The following is a 20,112-nucleotide window of genomic DNA, read 5'->3' on the forward strand; positions in this document are numbered from 1 at the left end:
GAATGGAGGTGTGGTGATATGCGATGACTAAGAAAGCAGATGAGGCTAAAGCAGATTACCTGGCAGGAAAGTCGTATAAGGAAATTGCAACACAATATGGCGTATCCGAAGGAACTGTTAGAGCTTGGAAATCACGCTATAAGTGGGATGGCTCTGCGCCGCATAAAAAAAGTGCAACAAAAAGTGCAACGCAACACAAAAACGTTGCAACAAAAACGCAACACGTTGCAGTGCAACAGTTAGCTGATAATCATGAGCTGACTGAAAAGCAAAAGCTCTTCTGCTTGTACTATTTGCAACGTTTTAACGCTACCTGGGCATATCAAAAAGCCTATGAGTGCAACTACAACACAGCACACACTAACGGTCCTGCATTACTTGCAAATACTGGCATAAAAGAGGCACTCTCCAAACTACGAAAAGAGCAGCAGCAAGACCTCTACATCAACGCCAACGACATCTTGAAAGAGTATATCAAGCAGGCAACGGCTTCTCTTGGTGACGTGCTGAATTACGACAGCTACGAAGAAGTTGTGACTGATAAAGACGGCAAGCCAATGTTCGACCAGGATAATAAGCTGGAACGTTATCACCGGGTGGATATCCATTTAAGGCCAGCGGATGAAGTTGACTGGTCATTGATTGAAGACGTGCATGTTGGACGTGATGGTTTAGTGGTTAAGCTATACGACAAGCAAAAGGCCATGAAGGAATTGCTGGATCGTTTGCCTGAACCACAGACAACAGATGATACTGACGATGCATTCCTGAATGCCATTGTAAAAGCTAATAAGACAAAGGATGAGGACGAAGATGAAGACACAACAGTTTAATTTTGTCCCGTTCTCAAATAAACAGCTAAAAGTCTTATCTTGGTGGATAGATCCGCGATTGTTTAAAGCCAAGGTCTTTAAGAACGCTGCGCAAACTCATCCACAGTGGTTCAACCGAGAAGACTATGAAGCCATCATCTGTGACGGTTCTATTCGTGCCGGCAAGACCATGACCATGAGTATGAGTTACGTTGAATGGGCTATGACTAACTATGATGTACAGCAATTTGGCATAGCTGGCAAAACCATTGGTTCACTACGCCGTAACGTTATAAGGCCGTTAAAAGTAATGCTTGAAGGACGGAGCTTTAAAGTGATTGACCGTCGTGCCGAGAACATGCTAGAGATTCGCCGTGGTAGTAAAGTGAATTATTTCTTCCTGTTTGGTGGTAAAGATGAAAGCTCGCAAGACTTGGTTCAAGGGATTACTTTAGCTGGCTTTTTCTTTGATGAAGTAGCCTTGATGCCAGAGTCATTTGTCAATCAAGCGACTGGACGTGTTTCCGTAGCCGGTGGGAAGCTTTGGTTCAACTGCAACCCAGATGGACCATATCACTGGTTCAAGCTTGAATGGCTGGATAATTTAGCTAAACACAAGGCGTTACATATTCACTTCATGATGGATGACAACCCAGCCTTAGCTGAATCAGTTAAAGACCGTTATAAGCGCAGCTATTCAGGCGTGTTCTATATGCGCTATATCGAAGGTAAATGGGTGCTGTCGGAAGGCATTATCTATGACAACTTCGATAAAGACAACATGGTGGTCCAACCCCCGCCTGAATCGCAAATAACTAAATACTATGTATCGTGTGACTACGGTACTTTAAACCCTACGGTATTTCTGCTGTGGGGTTTTTCTAATGGCACTTGGTATTGCCTGAAAGAGTATTACTACTCAGGGCGGACGCATAACCGCCAGAAAACGGATGAACAGTATGCGGATGATTTAGACAAGTTTCTAGGAACCTTGCATCCAACCATCATCATTGACCCGTCTGCAGCTTCGTTCATTGCTCTGCTCAGACGGCGTAGTTATCACGTTATCAAAGCTAACAATGATGTGCTGGATGGGATTCGCGAGACACAGGTTGCCATGAACACCGGCAAGATTAAATTCACCCCAGAACTGAAGAATCTATTTAAAGAGCTAGCCAGTTATATCTGGGATGAAAAAGCTGAAGAACGTGGTGAAGACAAACCAGTTAAAGAACATGACCACGCGTGTGATGCCATGCGGTACTTCGTTTACAAGATTGTCCGCAAGGTTCAGCACGCTGGTGCTCAGATTTACAAAGACTTTTAGGAGGTGTGAAGTTGATTAAGCAAATTAAGCGGCGTAATAACCAGGACTTACTAATCAGTGGTCAGCGGTTAGCTAACCTTGGCCGTTTCGGTGATGCAATTGATTTAGGCGATGATATCCAAATCAACGACAGTGATGTCTTTACTTATCCGGCAGAGATGAACCTGCTGGAGCATTTGGAAGACGTCAATACGATGATCAACTACCACCGTGATTTCTTAGTTGGTGCCTACAAGATGAAACGGGACTACTACAAAGGCCGGCATGAACGGATCATTCGGCAGAAAGGTAAGTCACTAGGCAAACCTGATAATCGAATCATCGTCAATTACCCCAAAAAGCTCATTAACACGTTCAACGGCTTCTTTAGCGGTGATCCAGTTCAGGTTAGCTACGAGGAAAACGGCAACCCCAATGAAACCATCAATAAGCAGATTCAGGACTTCCTGAAACGCAATGATTATGATGACGTGTTCAGTGAAGCTTCTAAGATGGCGGATATCTATGGCCGGTCGTATCTGTATTGCTATATGGATGATCAGCCCACGCCTCAGCTTCATATGACAGTCACCAGTCCCATTGATACGTTTGCAATCTATGACGACACTGTTGAACACAATCAGATTGCTGCAGTGCGCTATACGTACCGCAATGCCCAGATGAAAGCAACGGTGATCACCGACAAAGGTGATTATCAAATCAGTAATACGAGTGAAGACGGGACTGCTGCTAAGACTCACATTACTAACCTGGGTGATGATGACTTACCACTTGATACCCACCCGTTGCCAATCTGCCCAGTGATTGAGTTCGAAGAGAATGAAGAACGTTTAGGCTTGCTTGATGATGTGGTCAACATCATTGATTCGATTGACCGGTCTATGTCGGAAAAGATGAATGACGTGGATTACTTCGGTGATGCTTATCTAGCAATCACGGGCGTTAAGCTGACAGACAAGCAGAAAGAGGAGATTAAGGACAGCAAGCTCTTTAATCTCTACCCCAGCGAAGATGAGATGGATAGCAATATCCAGCCTACAGTTGAGTTTCTGAACAAACTTTCAAATGACGAAACTCAGGAACATTACTTAGACCGGGCTGTCGATATGCTGTATCAAATCACTCAGGTAGTTAATCTTAGTGATTCCACCTTTGGGATGAGTGCCGATGCTGCTTCTGGTGTTGCATTAATTAACAAGTACCAGGCGATGCAGGCCATGGCGAAAACTAAATCACGGAAGATGTCGAAGATGCTGAGGAAACTCTTTAGCATCTTTTTTGATGTTGCCAACATTGATGGCGATATTACCAACCTGACATTCACGTATCAGCAGGCCGTACCGCATAACGACAGTGAGGAAGCTACTACGTTCTCGACCGTCTACGGTAAGATTCCGGACGAAAAAGCCCTCCAGTATCTATCTAAGATTGATGATCCTAAAGCTGTTGCTAAAGAGATGGCTAAGGACCGTGAGAAGGATGGCGCTGAGTTAGCTCAGGCAACTGCAAAAGTAGGTGAAGACGATGATCAACCTGACAACGGAGAAATTGCGCATACAGGAACTCCTCAACCAGGACAAGCAGGACAGCCTGACCAACAATCAGGAGTATCAGCAAAGCCTTAGCTTCATTCGTGATCACTTGCAGCTGTTCTGCAATCGGTATGCTAAAGATAATCAACTGACGCCTAGTGAAGTTGCACAACGTATCACTCACTGGGATAAACAGCAATGGCTTAATGCAATTCGTCAACTGGATACACACGACTGGCCTGAAGAGGCCCAAAAACGTCTTACAGGGCTGGCAAAAGATGCTGGTATCAATGTGCATCATATGATGAATGCCATCGTTGGTGCTGGTGTTTTAGCTTATTTCGTACATGAACACAACCTAGTTCAGCGACGAGTGAAGGTAGATGGGGCAACTGAGATTGCACGGGCACAAGTTAAGCCACGGCAAGCCAACCGGTTAGTCTCGATTGTTACCGATCCAGAGAATGCAACTAAGTGGAGTACCAATCTCTGGGAAGACAGCGACCAGTTCACCCGTGATTTGCAGTCCGTGGTCAGTAAACACATTCGGCATGGTACTTCGATTGATGATTTAGTTAATACTTTGATACCTCATAGTAAGGCATTGGAGAAGCCTGGTACTAATGCAGCTGATCGTTTAGCTGTTGCCAAGCGCAACGCTGACCGGCTTATTACGACAGAGTCTGCAAGGGTTAAAGACCGTGTCAACATGGCTACGTATCGGATGCAGGGTGTTAAATATGTTCGTTGGGTTACTGAGCCGGGAGCGTGTGAAAAATGCCAAGGCATTGCAGATGGCGGCCCATACCTAACTGATGACTGTCCAAGTATTCCAGATGATTCTCATCCAAATTGCCGTTGTTCAAAGATCCCAGCTGGCTATGAGTATCTCTCAGCAGATCAGCTAAGAGCGTTAAACGAATATAAATCGAGTTCCTCATATTTGATTAACGAGGCATTAGCAACAGGTCAAAACCTCACTTCAGAGATGAAAGCCAAGGTCGATGCTATTGATGACGCTTTAAAAATGCTCCCACATTATTCGGGTGAAATATACCGCAGTATTGATACGACGATGCTGCGGACAAGCCCGATCAATTTTAGACAGCAGTATCTACCGGGTAATGTCAGAAAAGAAAAAGCATATTCTTCATTTTCAACGGATATCTATAATCCATCTGCTAAAATACAGATGCATGTTCAAGCAGCACATAGTCCGCGGGACTTTAGGTCAGTTAATTCTGCTGAACATGAGATTCTGTATGAACGAAATTCTAAGTTTTGGGTAACCGGGAGTACAATGGATTCTAAAGGTAGATTGCTATTGCAGATGGAGGAATATCATGGCAAATAAAGCAGACGATTCAAAGATACCTCAAGGGTACGATCGTATGACCTATTGGTGGCCAGGAGAAGTCATTAAAAAAGGTGATCCACTGACCGAAGAGGAGCAGAAGAAATATGACCTTGATACCATTAAGTTTTTAGAATCTATAGCTCGTGATCAGCCCCTTAAAACTAATGATCTAAAAGAATTACAACGATTAAAAAAGAAATATCACCAAGATTAGCGCTTATTGAGCGCTTTTTTTATTGTCCAAACCATGCTTATGACATAAAACTGTGCAAGTGATATTAGTCATGCCAAGACTTTAAAACGTGAAAGGACGATTAACTATGTTATTGAATCTATTTAGCAACTCATTACCGATGAACCTGCAGTATTTTGCTGAAGATACTGGTGGCAGTGGTGGTGCCGGCAACAGTGAAAGTACCGAAACCACCAATCTGGATGACCAGCAGCCAACTGATCCATCAGACACAAAGCCTGACGGTAAACCAGGCGACAATCAATCAACTAACCCTGATGACGACAAGCCTAAAACATTCACTCAGGCGGAGGTTGAAAAGATGATTGCAGAACGAACAGAACGCGAGCGCTCTAAGTCATATAAAAAGGGAATTGAAGCTGGGAAAACGGAAGCTGAAAAGTTAGCCAAAATGGGCGATGACGAAAAGCAGCAATACAAGTTTGAACAGATGCAAAATGAACTCGAAAATATGAAGCAGGAGAAAGCCCGTTCTGAAATGGTTACTACGGCTAATTACCGCCTGCAGGAGGCACATATCTCATTGCCTAGTAAATCAGTTGAACGGTTCGTGGTTGGCCAAGATGCGGAGGACACTAATACTCGTTTAAACGACTTCATTAGCCTTTACAACGATATGAAAGCTTCAGTAAAGAATGACCTGTTGCGTAACGGTCGTGTACCAAAGGATAAAGTCAATTCAGCCAATGGTACGAGTGAAGACGTTGGTGCACGAATTGCCAAACAGAATCATGCAAAAGTTAAGAATCCATACTTCAAACAACCTAATGCATAGGAGGCGTTAGCATGGCAGACCAAGAATATGGTACCCAGTCAGACATTCGAGTAGCTCCTGAACTGTCGTTTTCGTTAGCTGGCACGATTGATGCAACCGGCGTTACAGCAAACAGCCGTGGTCGTAAGATCATTAAAGCCGGTACGCCAGTTGTTGCCGATGGCTGGCTAGAAGACGGCACGCAGGCACTGCACGCTGTTAGGTCTACGCCTGATGATACGTCTACCGGTCCGAAGGTGGATAGCGTCACAACAACTGACACTACCGCCACGGTCACACTCGAATAGGGGGTGACGACATGGCAGAAAGTATTCAAGGCGTTTTACTGCACGACATTGACGTCACGGATGGGCCAGAAACGGTTGCTATCATGACGCAGGGTTATATCAATGCCAATCGAACTGACAGTGATGTACAAGCATTACTCGAAGCGCAAAAGGCGAATATGCCTAAGATTCATATCATTAAACGATAGGAGGAAACCTCATGGCAACTTATGGCGTTCAATCAGACTTCCGGGTCGCACCAGAATTATCATTCGAACTGCCGGCTTATATCACTGGCACAGCAAAACTTAAGGCTGGTACCCCGGTTGGCGGTGCAACGAACTTCTTAGCTGACGAAACAGCCGAGTTATCCGCCACTACCGATGCCACCACGCAGGGATTACTGCTGCACGAAGCAAATCCAACTGCCGATGGTGCTGATACGGTATCAGTCATGACTGCCGGTATCGTCAATATCAATCGCCTGGACGCAGATGTTCAAGCACTGATCACTGATGATATCAAAGCGGCCTTACCGGATATCACATTTATTAAACGATAAAAACTAAAAGACCTTTGCGGGCCTTTTTTATTAGGAGGAAATTATGGATAACGACGAAATTTTAGATATCTATGACGCTACCACTGCTCCTCATGTGGTGAGCTTCTGGAATACTAACCAAGAATTAACTGAGCCATATCTAGGTGATGGTGTGTTATTTGCCAGCACTCGCCTGACTGATGACCAAGTCAACATTGTGACTGGTTCAGATACAGTGCCTCAATTGCTGGACCAGACATCCCGTGACGCTAAGGCCATTCCATTGACCCGTGGCACGTTGGAAACCTCATCCAAAGAAGTCCCTGGCTTCAAGAACTCAATGATCATCAACGAAAAAGATATTCGTGATTATCGTCGAGCACAGGCCAGTGCCGATAAAGGTTTAGCTGATGTTGTTCTTAACCGGATCTATGCTGACCAAACCCGCTTACTGCAGAACGCCGCTTACCGGCGTGAAGCTATGGCCATGGAAGAACTGACCACTGGGAAACTTACGCTCGATAGCAAGAAGGTCGTTGACTTCGGCTTGAAGACTTGGCAAAAAGCTAAAGCCACTGCTGACTGGGGTGCCGATGGTTCAAATCCTTACGATGACATTTATGCCCTGCAAACTGCTGCAGCTCAAAAGACTGGTACTACCTTAGGCCGGGCAGTTATGAACCAAAAGACCTTCAACAAGTTGGTACGTAACAACACATTGAAGTCTACTTTATTGGCTAACAACGCTAATACCGCCGTGGCTTTTGTGCCTAATTCAGTAGTTACTGGTTTTCTGTTCAGTGAACTTGGGTTAACCATTCAGGTCTACAACAAGGGCTACAGTGACAGCACTGGTTTCCACACCTTCATTCCTGATGATGTGGTCAGCTTCCTTCCTACTGAAGGTCAAGTTGGCCGGATGGCATACGCAGCTACTCCTGAAGAGGAAGAATCTTCACGGCTAGAAGGCACGGTTGCCATTGCTGGCAGCGGTGTGGCTGTTCATGTCTATGACCAATCAGATCCAGTTGCACGGACAACCAAAGTTGACCAATGGGTCATGCCGGTATTAGACGTGGCCAATCAGATTGCCATCTTGAACGTTTCAGGAAAGTAGAGGTACTTTAAATGGCTGATACAAAAACATTTGATATCTATGACGATAAAGGCACCAAGATTGTCGACGCCAAACCCTCACCAATTGAAATTGACGGCTTAACGGCTTCAAAGACCTATACGGGATATACCGCCAGTTATGCGGGTGCCACTGCTAAGACCCCGCTTGGAGACATTGTGACTAAGGCACCGGCTAAAGTTGCCGTTACCAGCATCAAGTTAGACCAAACCACAGTCAATGCTAAAGTTGGCGACACCTTTAAGCTAGTTGCCACGGTTGCGCCAGCCAATGCTACTGACGTTACTTATGCTTACACATCAAGTGACGACAAGGTAGCCACGGTTGACGCTGACGGCAATGGTAAAGCAATTGCGGCTGGTACAGCGACGATCACCGTAACTACGACAGATGGTGCTAAGACGGCTACAGCAACGATTACAGTTGTTGAACCAACCCCAAAGATTGACAAGGTTGAAACGACTGATACGACTGCAACGGTCACACTTGAATAGGAGGATACAACATGGCTGATACAACAGTAAAATTTGATATTTTCGACGACAAAGGTAAGAAGGTTGTGGATGCACAACCTTCACCAGTTACTATCTCTGGCTTAACTGCCGGCACGACTTATAAAGGCTACAAAGCTGCTTATGCTGGTGCAACTGCTCAAACTACCTTAGATGATTTCACAACTGCTGCGGCTCCGACTACAGCGCCTGATTCTTCGACTACCGGAACCGGCAAATAGATAAGGAGTGATTAGATGGCACAAGCAACTCATCAAACAACGCTGGCGGCCATCAAAAACTATCCCGATGCGGTTGGCTACAATGACGAAGCAATCCAGCAATCGATTAATGATACCTGGCAAAAGGTCTTAACTGATCAGCTACCTGATAGCGTTAGTGAGCGTGGTCATCGATTATTAGTGCTACATGATTTACTGATGCACAGTATTGCTAGTTCAGGCGGTGTTTCCAGTGCCAGTACGAAGGATTATACCCAGACTAATTTTGATTGGTCTAAAGAAGATCCTTATTTGATTGATTACAACCGGTTGGTTAGTCAGTTTGGAAAAGGGAAGTGGTCTATCGATGTCTTTTGATAGAAAGCCCGAAGTTAGAGCTGAAATAGAAAAACTGACCCATACCAAAATTGTTGCTGGGGTTCCCTTGCATGACAGTTATTTACAGATGATTGCCGGCGTTAATGAGAATGGAGCAGTGATCACTGCTAAACGGCAATGGCTGACGATTCCAACATCTGCAGCTGGTACGCGTAAAGCTAGTGAGATACCAGGATTGTTTAAACCGAAAGGCAAGAACATTCTGGCAGTCGATAACGGCGGTGAACTAACCGTCATGTTCATCCTTAAGAAGTCCGTTAAGATTCCACCACGGCCGTTTATATGGACGACTCGTGAGAAAAATCGGGCGAAGTATGCGCGGATGGTACGTGAAGGCGTCATAGAAATAGTCCGTGGCAAGTCAACTGCTGACATTCTGCAACACAAACTAGCCCGGACAATGGCAAATGACATTCGAATTACCCTGCGAGACTTCTTTGAACCAACTAACGCACCACTGACGGTTGAACGTAAAGGGAAAAATGATCCGTTGATGGATACTGGTAGGCTGATTGGATCAATCACGTGGACTTTCTTAGGGAGTGGTGAATGATGACATTCCAATTCAAGAACTTCAATAACTTTCGGTGGATGTTTGACCGATTGAAACAAGATATCGAGGTTACGGTGCCGGTCAGTGACCATAAGCCAACTGCTAAGGACTTCGATAGCACTGGTACACCTAAGAAGCAGTTCAGTGACGTACAGAAGCTTTGCGAGCCAATTGTAAAGTCGACGACTAACACTTGGACGTCACCAGGTACGGAGTTTCTGGCAGAAGGCGGTGGCACGGTGGAGGTTGCACAAATGCAATGGGTATCGTTGTATCCTGACTTTCCACGGGGCACACGAGTGCATGTCGTAGCTAGCAACCACGACTATGAGGTGGAAAACTTCACCCCAGACGAGGTGGCTGGACTAACAACATATTATTTAAAGACGGTGACTAAATAATGGCAATTTACCGAGATACAATCAGTAAGCTGATTGATGAAATTCATCAGTTCCAGCCGAACTGGATCATAACAAAGAGTGCAACGCCTGATGTTAGACCACCGTTGCCATTCTTTTACTACAACATAAGGCGCGACTATGAACGACTTACTTTCAATGATGTTGAAAGCGAGCCGTTTTCTTTTCCACTGCAATTAACTGCCGTGGCTGAGGATCCAATCGAAGCTTCGGACTTAGCTCATGACATGCGGATGCTACTGCAAAGTTGGGGCCTGCTAGAGGGCTTAGCCAAAGTCGGTATCTCAATTCCACGAGTCGAATCGCTGGCCAACGTTGAAACGAACTTTGGTGTGAGCTACGAAACTGAATCGAAGCTGTTAGTCACCATTGTGGCTAACGACACATACGACGACACCACACAATCGGGCTACATCGAAGGCGTTGATATAAGCACTCAAGCCAATATTAAGGAGGAAAACAATGAGTAAAGTCAAATTATTTTATGACGTAAATTTTCAAACATTAATTAAACAAGCTTCAGCATCTTCGAAGGCTGCTAATTTCTTAATTGCTTTGCCAGGTGATGCTGAAAGCCTAACTAGCTATGGTTCATTAGACGAAGTCGCAGAGAAGTATGACGAAAGCACCGCTACTTATAAACTGGCAGCTGAATTTTTCAACACGCTGGCAAAAGACTCAGTTTATGACGAACCGTTAGCAGTTGGTATCTACGTAGATCAAGACCAACCAGATCCAATGGGTGTTGTGAATGATGCACCCGTCGTGAACAGCATTACTACGACTGACACCACTGCCACAGTTGATTTATCAGCTGCAACGGTGCCAAACGTTAATGGATTAGTACACATGCTGACCAACTACTTCAAAGCTGGCTGGCGCTTTGTGACCGCTCCAGAAGCAACCACGGAACAGCTTGAAGCCACCATGGACTTCTTATACGAAAACCAAGATGGTATTTTACTCACCCAGGTCTCAACCACGGATGATGCCGACGCACTGAAACAATATGCAACCAAATTCGTTGACGAGAACAAGATGCTGCCAGTGATTGTATTAGCTGACAAAGAGGACCAGCCCAATATTGGTGGTGCTGCTGCTGAAGCAACCGGAACTGTACCACTGAACTGGCGTCATATCGGTAATTTACCTGATATCACACCTAATGACTGGACTATGCCGGAAGTACAACAGTTCGATAACGATAATGCTATTCCAGTAGTTAATAAAGCCGGCGATTTCATGTTCTTACATGGTCGAGCCCTGGATGGTCATTACATCGACAATGTTTTTGGTATCCAGTATGTTTATGACTTTATGCAATCTGGTTTGCAAAAGTGGCTGGATTTACCTGCTCAACGCTTCTTCAAGTTTAATGATGCTGGTTTGAGCCTGTTAAAAGCTCAAGCACAGTCACTGCTTGACCAATTAGGCACCATGGGCTTCTTCGCTGAAGGTGATGACGGCAAACCACTTGCTTCTGTTACTGTACCCACTCGTGCACAAGTATCAACTGCTAGTATCGAAGCCCGTCGTACTCGGATGCAAGTCAATGTTACCTTAGCTAACCTGATCGATACAATCGACGGTCAGATCAACTTCACAATTTAAGGAGGAAACTATCTATGCCTAATAAAATTCAATATGCCGCAGATAAATGGGTGTACTTAAAAGATACCCGATTCATTCACAGTTACTTAATTGTGGACGGCAATACTCATGAATTATTCGGTTTCTCTGCTACGGATGCCGTTAAGTGGAGCAAAGTTGATAACGACTTTGACCTTGACTCTGACTTCTCTGGGGATCCATTAGCTTTACAAAACCACTCTAGCAAAGGTCAATTAACTTTCTCCTGCAACGAAAACGGGATGTCAGCTGATTACTTTGATGCAGTTATTCATCGTCAAAAGACTTATCAAGCTGGCCAAATTCCAACGGTTGGTCTGAAGATTGTTGACGAAAACAGTGGGAAGACCATTTCATTACCATTTGCTTTCTGCCAAAAAGCACCTGATGGTCAAAAGTCTAATGGCTTTGACAACGCTGATTACCTATTCCTTGGCTGGGGTTACGACGACTCACGCGACGAATACGTTGATTTATAAAACACTAAGTATTTAGAAGATTCAGATTAAAGGGAGGACGCCAAAATGGCTGAACAAAAAGATGTATTGGATTTAAAGCAAGTTAAACGAACTGTTGATTACAAGGATACAGACGGGAAAAAGGTGACTAAAGAAATCACTTTGAACACGCCAAGTTACCCGGATGCACTAGATATCACTGATTTAACCCAGGGGCCTAACGGGTTCCAAGATTTCGGTGAAGCATACGCGAAAACAATGGAGAAAGTGCTGGTTAATCCGCACCTAGATTACAAATCCGTCAATGAACAGGTTGAAAAGAATCACGATGACAAGAGTTCAATTGAGTTCACTGACAAAAATGATGAAACGGTTAAACTCGACACAGTTTTCCCGAATGCGCGTGAAGCAGTCAACATCATCTTTAACTTCACTAAGTCGGATGGTTCAGCCAATGTGCGTCAAGTTGTGCAAACGTTGAATGATGATGTTTTTCGTGATGAAAAGGGTCAGAAACTGACCTGGGACTTCTGGCAAGAACATGGTGGCATTTTTGCTGCCATTCCTAAGGTCGTTGATAACTTATCGAACGCTTTAGGGCACACCGGATTCCTAGCAATCATCGGTGAAGCATACTCCTTTCTGCAGGAACAAATCTAGATCAACTAAATATCAAAACGAAGACGGCGATCTCGACCTGCGATTAATCAAGGCAGATCCGATGTATGGCCGTCTTTTTTTTGCATCCAAAGCTAAACGCCTAGGCATTGTTGACTCCGTTAAAGACGCTCTCAACATGACATTAGACGAATGGATTCTAGCGATGGAAGTGATGAAAGATATCGATGAAGAAACTGAGGCAATGATCCAAATCGGGGTCGCACAGGCCTTCGGTGCTGGGTCAGAAAAAGAAGGTGAAGGTAATGGCGGGCTCCCTCCAATCTGAGGATATTGGTATTCAAATCAAAGCGAACCTCGAAGTATTCTCCAAGATTGACGAGAAGTTTGACGCTTTAAAGGCGAAAACCCGTGAGATCAGTGAACTAACTGGCAATATGTTTTCTTCCAGCAAATTTAGTAGTATGAGTCGTAGCCTTAACACGATCAATAATCGCTTTGACAGCAGTACGAACAATGTAAAACAACTACGAGGTGAGTTGACCAGCCTACAATCAGCCTTTGAACGTAATAAGTCACAGCTAGACGGGTTATCTAATGTTCAAAAGCAGTATACGACCAACACACGTTCGGCAACTAAGGCGATTGAATCTCATCAAAGTGCTGTTAAACGATTCAATTCAACACGGACTGATGATGCTACCCGAAGCATCAATAAGACGACGAGTGCTACCCAGAAGATGGGGAATGCTTCAAAACGTTTAAGTGAGACAGGTTCTAAGTTCATTCGTACCGGGCAGAGCATGGCAGTAACGTCAACAGTGATTGGCGCTGCCATGATCAAAGGTGCCAATGATGCCGTTAAACTGCAGAACCAATATCGGGTCATCACTAACTTAGCCACTTATGGTGGCGAAAAGCAGGCTGAAGCCCAACGGAACGTTAATAAGATGCAAGCACAAGGTACGAACTACTCGGTTAAATACGGGGTTGCTCAAACTAAACTGTCTGCCGGGTATGAAGAGTTGATTCGGCGTGGTTATTCAACCAACCAAGCCTTAGCTACTCAGAAGACGTTCTTACAAGGTGCTTTAGCTTCTGGTGATGATTACACGGATGTCGTTCATAATGCGACCTCTGCAATTGAAGGCTTCGGTCTTAAATCTAACAATGCAACTACCATGGCTCAGCATACTAAGCTCGCGGTTAATCAAATGGCGTATGCCGCCGATTTAACCGCGACAGACTTTCAAGGCATGGGTGATGCACTTAGATACGTAGCGGCAACTGGTCGTTCGGCTAATCAGTCATTATCAATGACCACATCTGCAATTGGTATCCTATCCAATAACGGACTAGAAGACACTGTTGCTGGTACCGGTTTAAAGAAAATCATAAACGCATTCGGTTCACCAAACATGGCTCGAGGACAGCAAGCAACAGTCATGGACCAACTGGGCTTAAAATCATCGGACTTTAAACAGGCCAATGGTAAGCTTAAGAGTTTGGCTGATTTGATGGATATCATCAATAACAAGACCAAGAACATGGGTGCTGCGGACCGAATGAGCGTATTCCATAAGTTCTTTGGTACAACTGGTCAAGAAGCTGCACTGATTTTAGCAAAGAACACTAATCAGTTACGAAGCTTAAATAATCAGGTTTCACGTTCACAGAACATGAAAGGTGGGGGCTACATCGCCCAACTTTCATCTAAGAACTTGATGTCTGCCCAAGCGCAAATCAACATTTTTAAGCAGGCAGTCAACGGATTAGGTGTGTCATTTGCAACTACTGTGTTGCCTAACATTACTGACTTCATTAAAGGCCTCGACAAGATGTTACTTGCTCTGAATGGCGCTTCACCGGCCACTAAGAAGTTTGTCTCATACGCAATAATTGGGACGGCTGCTATTGCGCCGTTGTCACTAGCAATTGGTGGACTGGCTAAAGCCATTAGTTTTGCTAGAACTGCCTGGCTATTACTTTCTGGATCAATGAGTAAAGGACTGCCAGCAGTAGCCACTAAATCTGTGGCGTCGCAAACAGGTGATCTGACTGCTGCAACATCTGGTGGCAGTGTAGGTTCAAGAGTGGCTCGGTACGGCAGTGCTGTTGGTGGAATTAAAGGCCAATGGGCAAACTCTAGTCTGTTAGGCAAGGCCAGCACCGTTGCGCTTGGTGCTGGGATTGGTTTGCAAGCTGCTAATGCATTCAAAGACGGTGTTGACACTAAGCGTGGTGGCAGTGAGCTTTGGAATGCAGGCGGTCAAGCTGTTGGCGGCGCTATTGGTTTTGCTTTAGGTGGTCCTGCTGGTGCTATGGCTGGCACAGCTATTGGCGACGCAGTTACTAAAGCAATTGATGTTCACAAGATTGGTAAGGGCCTTTCTGATATTCCCCAAGAGTTCACTGATGGTAGCCTTGTTAAAGCGTTCAAAAATGGTGAAACTGGTTCAAGCCATAAGTATGGTGTTGGAACTGATGGCTGGTTTGCTAAAGGAGCTGGTACAGCCTGGAACGCGATGTTCCCATGGGCTAATGCAGGCGATAAATACTCTAAGCCAAAGGCACCAGCTCCTAAACCCAAACTCGTTAGAGAAGGTATTCAACGAAATGATAAGGCTGATTCAACTGCAGGCCTTAATAAATCAGATACCAGATACATCAATCAAGCTTCTAAGTTAGAAACTCAAGCTAATATTGCGTGGGCAAGCTCTGCTGGTAAAACTTATTCAACTGTAAAGGGGACTTATGACAAACTCTATGCGTTAGCTAGAGACCATGCTGAGAAACAGTTAAAGACTGACAAGCAAGGCTATAACTATCTGGTTAAGCAAGGATTGTTAAGTTCCAATTCTGCTAAGTCGGCCTACAATACTGATAAGTCACTGTATGGCAAGCGTTTAGCTGATTTAAAGGCAAACATGAAGAACCTGGTCAGTGCTGAAACAAGCGGCGGTAAGAACCGTGAGAAAGCAATCAGTAAGGTCAACCGTCAGATTCTGAGCTTGACAGATGCTGGTGGCAAACGTCAGCAGGCATTGAGCCGTAGCTTAACAAACCGGACGACTAAATTGACTACTGCTAGTCTAGGCAAGATGATTTCTGCTAGCAATTCAGCGTATAAGAAGACCACTTCGAATGCCAACAAGACCTATCGTACTGAAGTATCGAGTGCTAATGCCCGCTACAAAAAAGAAGTTTCGATTGCTAAAAGTACAAAAGGGCTTAGTGAGAGCCAGCGAAAGACGATTATTGCCAAAGCTAAAAATCAGCGAGACAAAACGGTCGCTAATGCAGAGCAACAAAGGAATGACACGGTTAAGTGGGCACAGAAACAGCGTTCTGCAGTTGTTCATGAAGCTGAAAAAGAAGCTGGTGAAGCAGCAAACGCATTTAAGGTAGCTGCTGGTGATATTGCAACCAGTATTCCAACTTTGATTGATTCAAATGTTAAAGCTGGTTTGTTTTCTGTTCAGCATAGTGTTTCAAATACACAGGCAGTTAAGAATTATACCCAACCTGGTAAAACCCTGGCCGGTGCTAGAGCCAAACAAACTGGTACGGGTCATAAGTCAAAATCAGCATCACCATTCGGTAGCTTTGCCGCGGGTGGCACTATTGCTAAGGCACAAATGGCAATGGTCGGTGAAAAAGGTACTGAACTTGCTTATAACCCACGAACTGGGCTGTTCCGTATGCTTGGCACTAATGGGCCAACCATTGAACGCTTGCAACCCGGTGAACAGATTCTGAATGCCAAAGATACCCGTAAAGCCTTTAGTGGTGGTATAGGTGCTGGTAAGGTTCTACCTGGATATGCCGATGGAACTACAAAGAAATTACCTAAGCAGACTGTCGCAACGGGTGCAATTGGTGGGAACGATAATCTATCAAAAACTGCTCGCCAGACTAAGAGTTCCATGAAGCAGATTTCAAAGTCTGTAACTGATGGTTACTCAACTTCGACCAAAAAATCGAAAAAATCAATTTCAAAATTTGAATCTAATTCCAAGCAGAGTTGGAAACAAATTTCTCGAGATACCAAGAAGACGACCCAGCAGATTCAGAGAAACACCACTGGTGATTTTGATGATATGCAAAAGGGCGCCCAGAAAAATATGAACCAGCTTCACTCGGGCATGAATTCAGCTGCCAAGGCGACGACTAAAGATTTTAATTCAATCTTTTCCCGGTTAGGACCATATGCACATAGCGGCATGAGTGGCGCCATTGGTTCTTTGAATGGTGGTATCAAGGGGATTAACTCCGCACTGTCACAATTTGGTGGCAGTCATTCAGTTATTTCTCCGATTCATTATGCTGAAGGTTCCAAAGGCCCGATTCGTGAAGATCAGTTTGCTGTTTTAAATGATGCACAATCTGGTCCACGGCAAGAAGCGGTGGTTCGTAATAACAAGCTGATGTTCCCACAAGGCGAGAACGTGTACACCCCATTGCAGAAAAACGATGAGGTTCTTAATGGTGCCCAAGTTAAGGAAATCATGGACGCTATGCCGCACTATGCCAAAGGTACCAAAGTCAATAAGACTGCGTTACGAAAGTTGATCAGTAACAACAGTGCTCATCCACAGAAAGTATTCGCAACTGAATTTACCGATAGGGTGAATAACAAGTCCGCCAAATCACCACTATCTGGGGGATTAAGGTCCCTTGGTAAACATGGTGCAGCGGGTGTTGGTAATGCTTGGTCAGCTGCTGCTTGGAATGCACTGAGTGATGCAATGAGTTCTGGTGGTTCAAGTGCTGGTGGTCCTGTAACGCACAGTCCCGGCGGCGGTTGGTCCGTTTCCTCTGGATTTGGTAGTCGTGGGGCTGTCAGTGGTGGCTTTAGCCAACATGATGGTGTTGATTATTCTGGTGCTAGAACAGTTCACAGTATGAACACTGGGACTGTTCAACGAATCGGTGGGCCTCCTGCTGGTTGGGGTGGTGGCAACGGTATTGGTGAATCGGTCGTCATTGGCGGTGGCGGTTTGAACTATATTTATCAAGAACTAAACGGTAAATATGGTTCAGGCGCTAAAATCTTGGTTGGCAAAGGTGATCAGGTTAAAGCTGGTCAAGCAATTGCCATCTTAGGATCTAGCGCAACACACGTCCACGTTGGTGCTACTAAACACCCAATGTTCTCAATTGGTGGTTCGTCCACAGCTGGTTGGCTTGACCCTCGAACCATTAAAAGTTCAGCAATCAAGGTTAAAAAGGCTAAGGCTAAACAGAATTCGGCACTTGATAAGTACGTTAAGAAGCAGTTGGCTCCACAGATCAAGTGGGTCAGCAAGAACTTAACCGAAAGTGATGTTGGTGCATTTGGCTTGTCCGGTAGTATTGCAGCACGGGCTCGTACCTTAGCGGACGCCATTAAGAAAGCATATCCTTCTGCAACTAACAAAGGGATTGCAGCCGTCCTTGGTAACTGGGAGTTCGAGTCAGGACTCAACCCTGGTGCAATCAACCCAGGCGGCGGTGCTTCTGGTTTAGGTCAATGGCTGGGGCCTCGTAAATCTAGCCTGATTTCCTATGCTCAAAAGCACAATATGTCCTGGAAGAATGCCGGGGCTCAGGTTGATTTTGCGTTACACGGTGATGGTGCTAACAGTGCCATTTTGAAACGGATATTAAGGGGTACTGGTTCAGTCGCTTCTCTTGCAAATGCCTTCAGTTCACAGTGGGAACGTGGTGGGTACAATGCCCAACACGTTGCCGGTGCACGTAAGATTGAGGGCGCATTGAAAGGCTTCAAGAATGGTGGCGAACCACCAGTTAACAAATGGAGCAAAGTCAATGAAGGTGGTAATTTTGAGCTCTTTAAGCCCAAGACTGCTGGTACAGTTGTTGACCACAAGAAGTCACAGAAAATTGTGGCCGGCGGTGGTCATACGGCCAAGATTGAACCGCATTATGACGTTCACGTCGAAGTCAAGGGCGGCGATAGCGACGCCCACATTCTCAAGTTAATCAAGAAAGCATTACAAAGCCACGATCAAGAATTAGTAACCTTAGTTCGTGCTGAAGTTGGCGATGATGCTGCATACGAATTTCTCGGCTAATTCAAAGTTCGGGGTGGGAGGGATGGAATATGGCAACACCAAGTAAGAGTCTGAAATCCGCAGTAAAGCACTTTTCGAGCACAACTATTTCAAGCAAAATCAAGAAGTGGGACTCTGCTGTTAGTGCTTCTAACAAGCAGATCAGAACCACACAGAGCAAAATTGATAAGTATCAAGATCAGCTTGATAAAGCGAACGATGAATTAGGTAAGAAAAATGGCTACAACGATGCGAAAGCGGCCTATAACGAAGTAGATAAAAAATTAGCAGCCGCCAAAAAGTCATTAAGCACTGCCAAGGATAAGTCGAAGATCAAGTCTTTAAAGCGTGAAATCAAAACTTTAACGGGGCAGAAAAAAGATGCCTACAAGAATCTGCTGAAAAAATCATCTTCTGAAAGCAAAACTCAGAAATCAATGACTGAGGCCCTGAATAAACTGGAAGTACTGAAAAAGAACCTAAAGAAAGAAAAGGGCTCTAAAACTAGTAATGCCAGTTATGCCAGTTTATATAAAAAAGAACAGGAAAAGCGCAAAGCAGCTGCCTATGCAGCACTGCAAAAGAAAAATGCCGCCTCAATTATGAAAAAAATTGCTGCTCAGGAAGCTAAGGTAAACGCGGGGAATGCTGGTAAAACAAGTATTTATTTGACGAATAAATCAAAGAGCACCGTCTTTTTCTTTGGTGAAAAAGAGCCTAGTGAGACTGACTCAAATGATGTAGACTCTCACGCGGTTGATAACGGTGATCCACGAAGCCGTTATAGCCGGCGGAATTCCAAAGAACTAACGGGGACCTATTTCTTATTTGGCAAGGACTTTGCCGATATTGATAAGAAATTTGATGCCTTTCAGAAATGGCAACGATACGGTTACGAGGTTACGGTTCGTGGCTTTTCACGATGGGGACATGCTCAAATATCGCAAGTTGTTAAAGGCACCGTTCATCAGAACGCAGTTGAAGTATCAATAACGTTTAATTACGCCAAAAAAGGCGAAATTATGTTTAAACGTAAGAAGGCTAAGTCTGGCTCAAGTAAGAGCAAGAATAATAATAAAGGCTCAAAAACTAAGTCGACTGGTTCTTCAAAAGGAAAACATAAATACGTAACAGTTAGAAGCTCACGTGATACCATGTGGGCTATTTCAGTAGCCAAAAAAGTGTCACTAAGGACCATTGAAAAGCTGAATTCAAAGTTAAAGCCAACTCAACTGCACATTGGTGACAAAATTTATTACTCATAGGAGGT

At 44.7% G+C, this 20,112-nt stretch carries 22 protein-coding genes; all 22 read left to right on the top strand.

What is annotated here, in order from left to right:
- Positions 1 to 23 precede the first annotated feature (23 nt).
- The 22 genes from CES81_RS03720 (at position 24) to CES81_RS03820 (ending at position 20,107) form a co-directional block, all read left to right on the top strand.
- The gene (locus CES81_RS03720; protein WP_089120749.1) at positions 24 to 833 is read left to right on the top strand and encodes a terminase small subunit; all 810 of its coding nucleotides are present in this window, start codon (positions 24 to 26) and stop codon (positions 831 to 833) included.
- On the top strand, positions 814 to 2,139 hold the full coding sequence (locus CES81_RS03725) for a PBSX family phage terminase large subunit (protein ID WP_089120750.1): 1,326 nt from the start codon (positions 814 to 816) through the stop codon (positions 2,137 to 2,139). Before CES81_RS03720 ends, CES81_RS03725 begins: the two co-directional genes overlap by 20 nt.
- 11 nt (positions 2,140 to 2,150) lie before the next feature.
- A complete protein-coding gene (locus tag CES81_RS03730) occupies positions 2,151 to 3,764 on the top strand; it encodes a phage portal protein (RefSeq protein ID WP_089120751.1) in 1,614 nt (537 codons plus the stop codon).
- The gene (locus tag CES81_RS03735; protein WP_089120752.1) at positions 3,664 to 5,025 is read left to right on the top strand and encodes an ADP-ribosyltransferase; all 1,362 of its coding nucleotides are present in this window, start codon (positions 3,664 to 3,666) and stop codon (positions 5,023 to 5,025) included. The genes CES81_RS03730 and CES81_RS03735 overlap by 101 nt, the downstream gene beginning before the upstream one ends.
- Positions 5,015 to 5,242 carry a hypothetical protein gene (locus CES81_RS03740; protein ID WP_089120753.1) on the top strand — a complete coding sequence of 76 codons (228 nt, stop codon included), beginning with the start codon at positions 5,015 to 5,017 and terminating at the stop codon, positions 5,240 to 5,242. Before CES81_RS03735 ends, CES81_RS03740 begins: the two co-directional genes overlap by 11 nt.
- A gap of 106 nt (positions 5,243 to 5,348) precedes the next feature.
- Positions 5,349 to 6,056 carry a DUF4355 domain-containing protein gene (locus CES81_RS03745; RefSeq protein WP_089120754.1) on the top strand — a complete coding sequence of 236 codons (708 nt, stop codon included), beginning with the start codon at positions 5,349 to 5,351 and terminating at the stop codon, positions 6,054 to 6,056.
- Positions 6,057 to 6,067: 11 nt separating this feature from the next.
- The gene (locus CES81_RS03750; protein WP_089120755.1) at positions 6,068 to 6,343 is read left to right on the top strand and encodes a hypothetical protein; all 276 of its coding nucleotides are present in this window, start codon (positions 6,068 to 6,070) and stop codon (positions 6,341 to 6,343) included.
- An 11-nt stretch (positions 6,344 to 6,354) separates the two neighbouring features.
- On the top strand, positions 6,355 to 6,531 hold the full coding sequence (locus CES81_RS13485) for a hypothetical protein (protein WP_180949718.1): 177 nt from the start codon (positions 6,355 to 6,357) through the stop codon (positions 6,529 to 6,531).
- Positions 6,532 to 6,542: 11 nt separating this feature from the next.
- Positions 6,543 to 6,884 carry a hypothetical protein gene (locus CES81_RS03755; RefSeq protein ID WP_089120756.1) on the top strand — a complete coding sequence of 114 codons (342 nt, stop codon included), beginning with the start codon at positions 6,543 to 6,545 and terminating at the stop codon, positions 6,882 to 6,884.
- A gap of 43 nt (positions 6,885 to 6,927) precedes the next feature.
- Positions 6,928 to 7,980 carry a major capsid protein gene (locus tag CES81_RS03760; RefSeq protein ID WP_089120757.1) on the top strand — a complete coding sequence of 351 codons (1,053 nt, stop codon included), beginning with the start codon at positions 6,928 to 6,930 and terminating at the stop codon, positions 7,978 to 7,980.
- 11 nt (positions 7,981 to 7,991) lie between these two features.
- Positions 7,992 to 8,492: an Ig-like domain-containing protein gene (locus CES81_RS03765; RefSeq protein WP_089120758.1), complete on the top strand. Its 501-nt coding sequence runs from the start codon at positions 7,992 to 7,994 to the stop codon at positions 8,490 to 8,492.
- An 11-nt stretch (positions 8,493 to 8,503) separates the two neighbouring features.
- A complete protein-coding gene (locus CES81_RS03770; RefSeq protein ID WP_089120759.1) occupies positions 8,504 to 8,731 on the top strand; it encodes a hypothetical protein in 228 nt (75 codons plus the stop codon).
- Positions 8,732 to 8,746: 15 nt separating this feature from the next.
- Positions 8,747 to 9,088, top strand: coding sequence for a hypothetical protein (locus CES81_RS03775; RefSeq protein ID WP_089120760.1), 342 nt, complete (start codon positions 8,747 to 8,749; stop codon positions 9,086 to 9,088).
- Complete coding sequence (locus CES81_RS03780) at positions 9,078 to 9,662, top strand: hypothetical protein (protein ID WP_089120761.1); 585 nt, start codon at positions 9,078 to 9,080, stop codon at positions 9,660 to 9,662. The genes CES81_RS03775 and CES81_RS03780 overlap by 11 nt, the downstream gene beginning before the upstream one ends.
- Complete coding sequence (locus CES81_RS03785; RefSeq protein ID WP_145993325.1) at positions 9,659 to 10,063, top strand: hypothetical protein; 405 nt, start codon at positions 9,659 to 9,661, stop codon at positions 10,061 to 10,063. The genes CES81_RS03780 and CES81_RS03785 overlap by 4 nt, the downstream gene beginning before the upstream one ends.
- Positions 10,063 to 10,551, top strand: a complete 489-nt coding sequence (locus CES81_RS03790) for a phage neck terminator protein (protein WP_089120763.1) — start codon at positions 10,063 to 10,065, stop codon at positions 10,549 to 10,551. Before CES81_RS03785 ends, CES81_RS03790 begins: the two co-directional genes overlap by 1 nt.
- Complete coding sequence (locus CES81_RS03795) at positions 10,544 to 11,692, top strand: hypothetical protein (protein WP_089120764.1); 1,149 nt, start codon at positions 10,544 to 10,546, stop codon at positions 11,690 to 11,692. Before CES81_RS03790 ends, CES81_RS03795 begins: the two co-directional genes overlap by 8 nt.
- A gap of 14 nt (positions 11,693 to 11,706) precedes the next feature.
- A complete protein-coding gene (locus CES81_RS03800) occupies positions 11,707 to 12,189 on the top strand; it encodes a hypothetical protein (protein WP_089120765.1) in 483 nt (160 codons plus the stop codon).
- A 45-nt stretch (positions 12,190 to 12,234) separates the two neighbouring features.
- Positions 12,235 to 12,828, top strand: coding sequence for a hypothetical protein (locus CES81_RS03805; protein WP_089120766.1), 594 nt, complete (start codon positions 12,235 to 12,237; stop codon positions 12,826 to 12,828).
- 136 nt (positions 12,829 to 12,964) lie between these two features.
- A complete protein-coding gene (locus tag CES81_RS13490) occupies positions 12,965 to 13,114 on the top strand; it encodes a hypothetical protein (protein WP_180949719.1) in 150 nt (49 codons plus the stop codon).
- Positions 13,092 to 18,863: a phage tail tape measure protein gene (locus CES81_RS03815; protein ID WP_089120768.1), complete on the top strand. Its 5,772-nt coding sequence runs from the start codon at positions 13,092 to 13,094 to the stop codon at positions 18,861 to 18,863. The genes CES81_RS13490 and CES81_RS03815 overlap by 23 nt, the downstream gene beginning before the upstream one ends.
- Positions 18,864 to 18,892: 29 nt before the next feature.
- Positions 18,893 to 20,107: a LysM peptidoglycan-binding domain-containing protein gene (locus tag CES81_RS03820; protein WP_089120769.1), complete on the top strand. Its 1,215-nt coding sequence runs from the start codon at positions 18,893 to 18,895 to the stop codon at positions 20,105 to 20,107.
- Positions 20,108 to 20,112 lie beyond the last annotated feature (5 nt).

This window comes from Secundilactobacillus pentosiphilus (assembly GCF_002217985.1).
Classification (GTDB): domain Bacteria; phylum Bacillota; class Bacilli; order Lactobacillales; family Lactobacillaceae; genus Secundilactobacillus; species Secundilactobacillus pentosiphilus.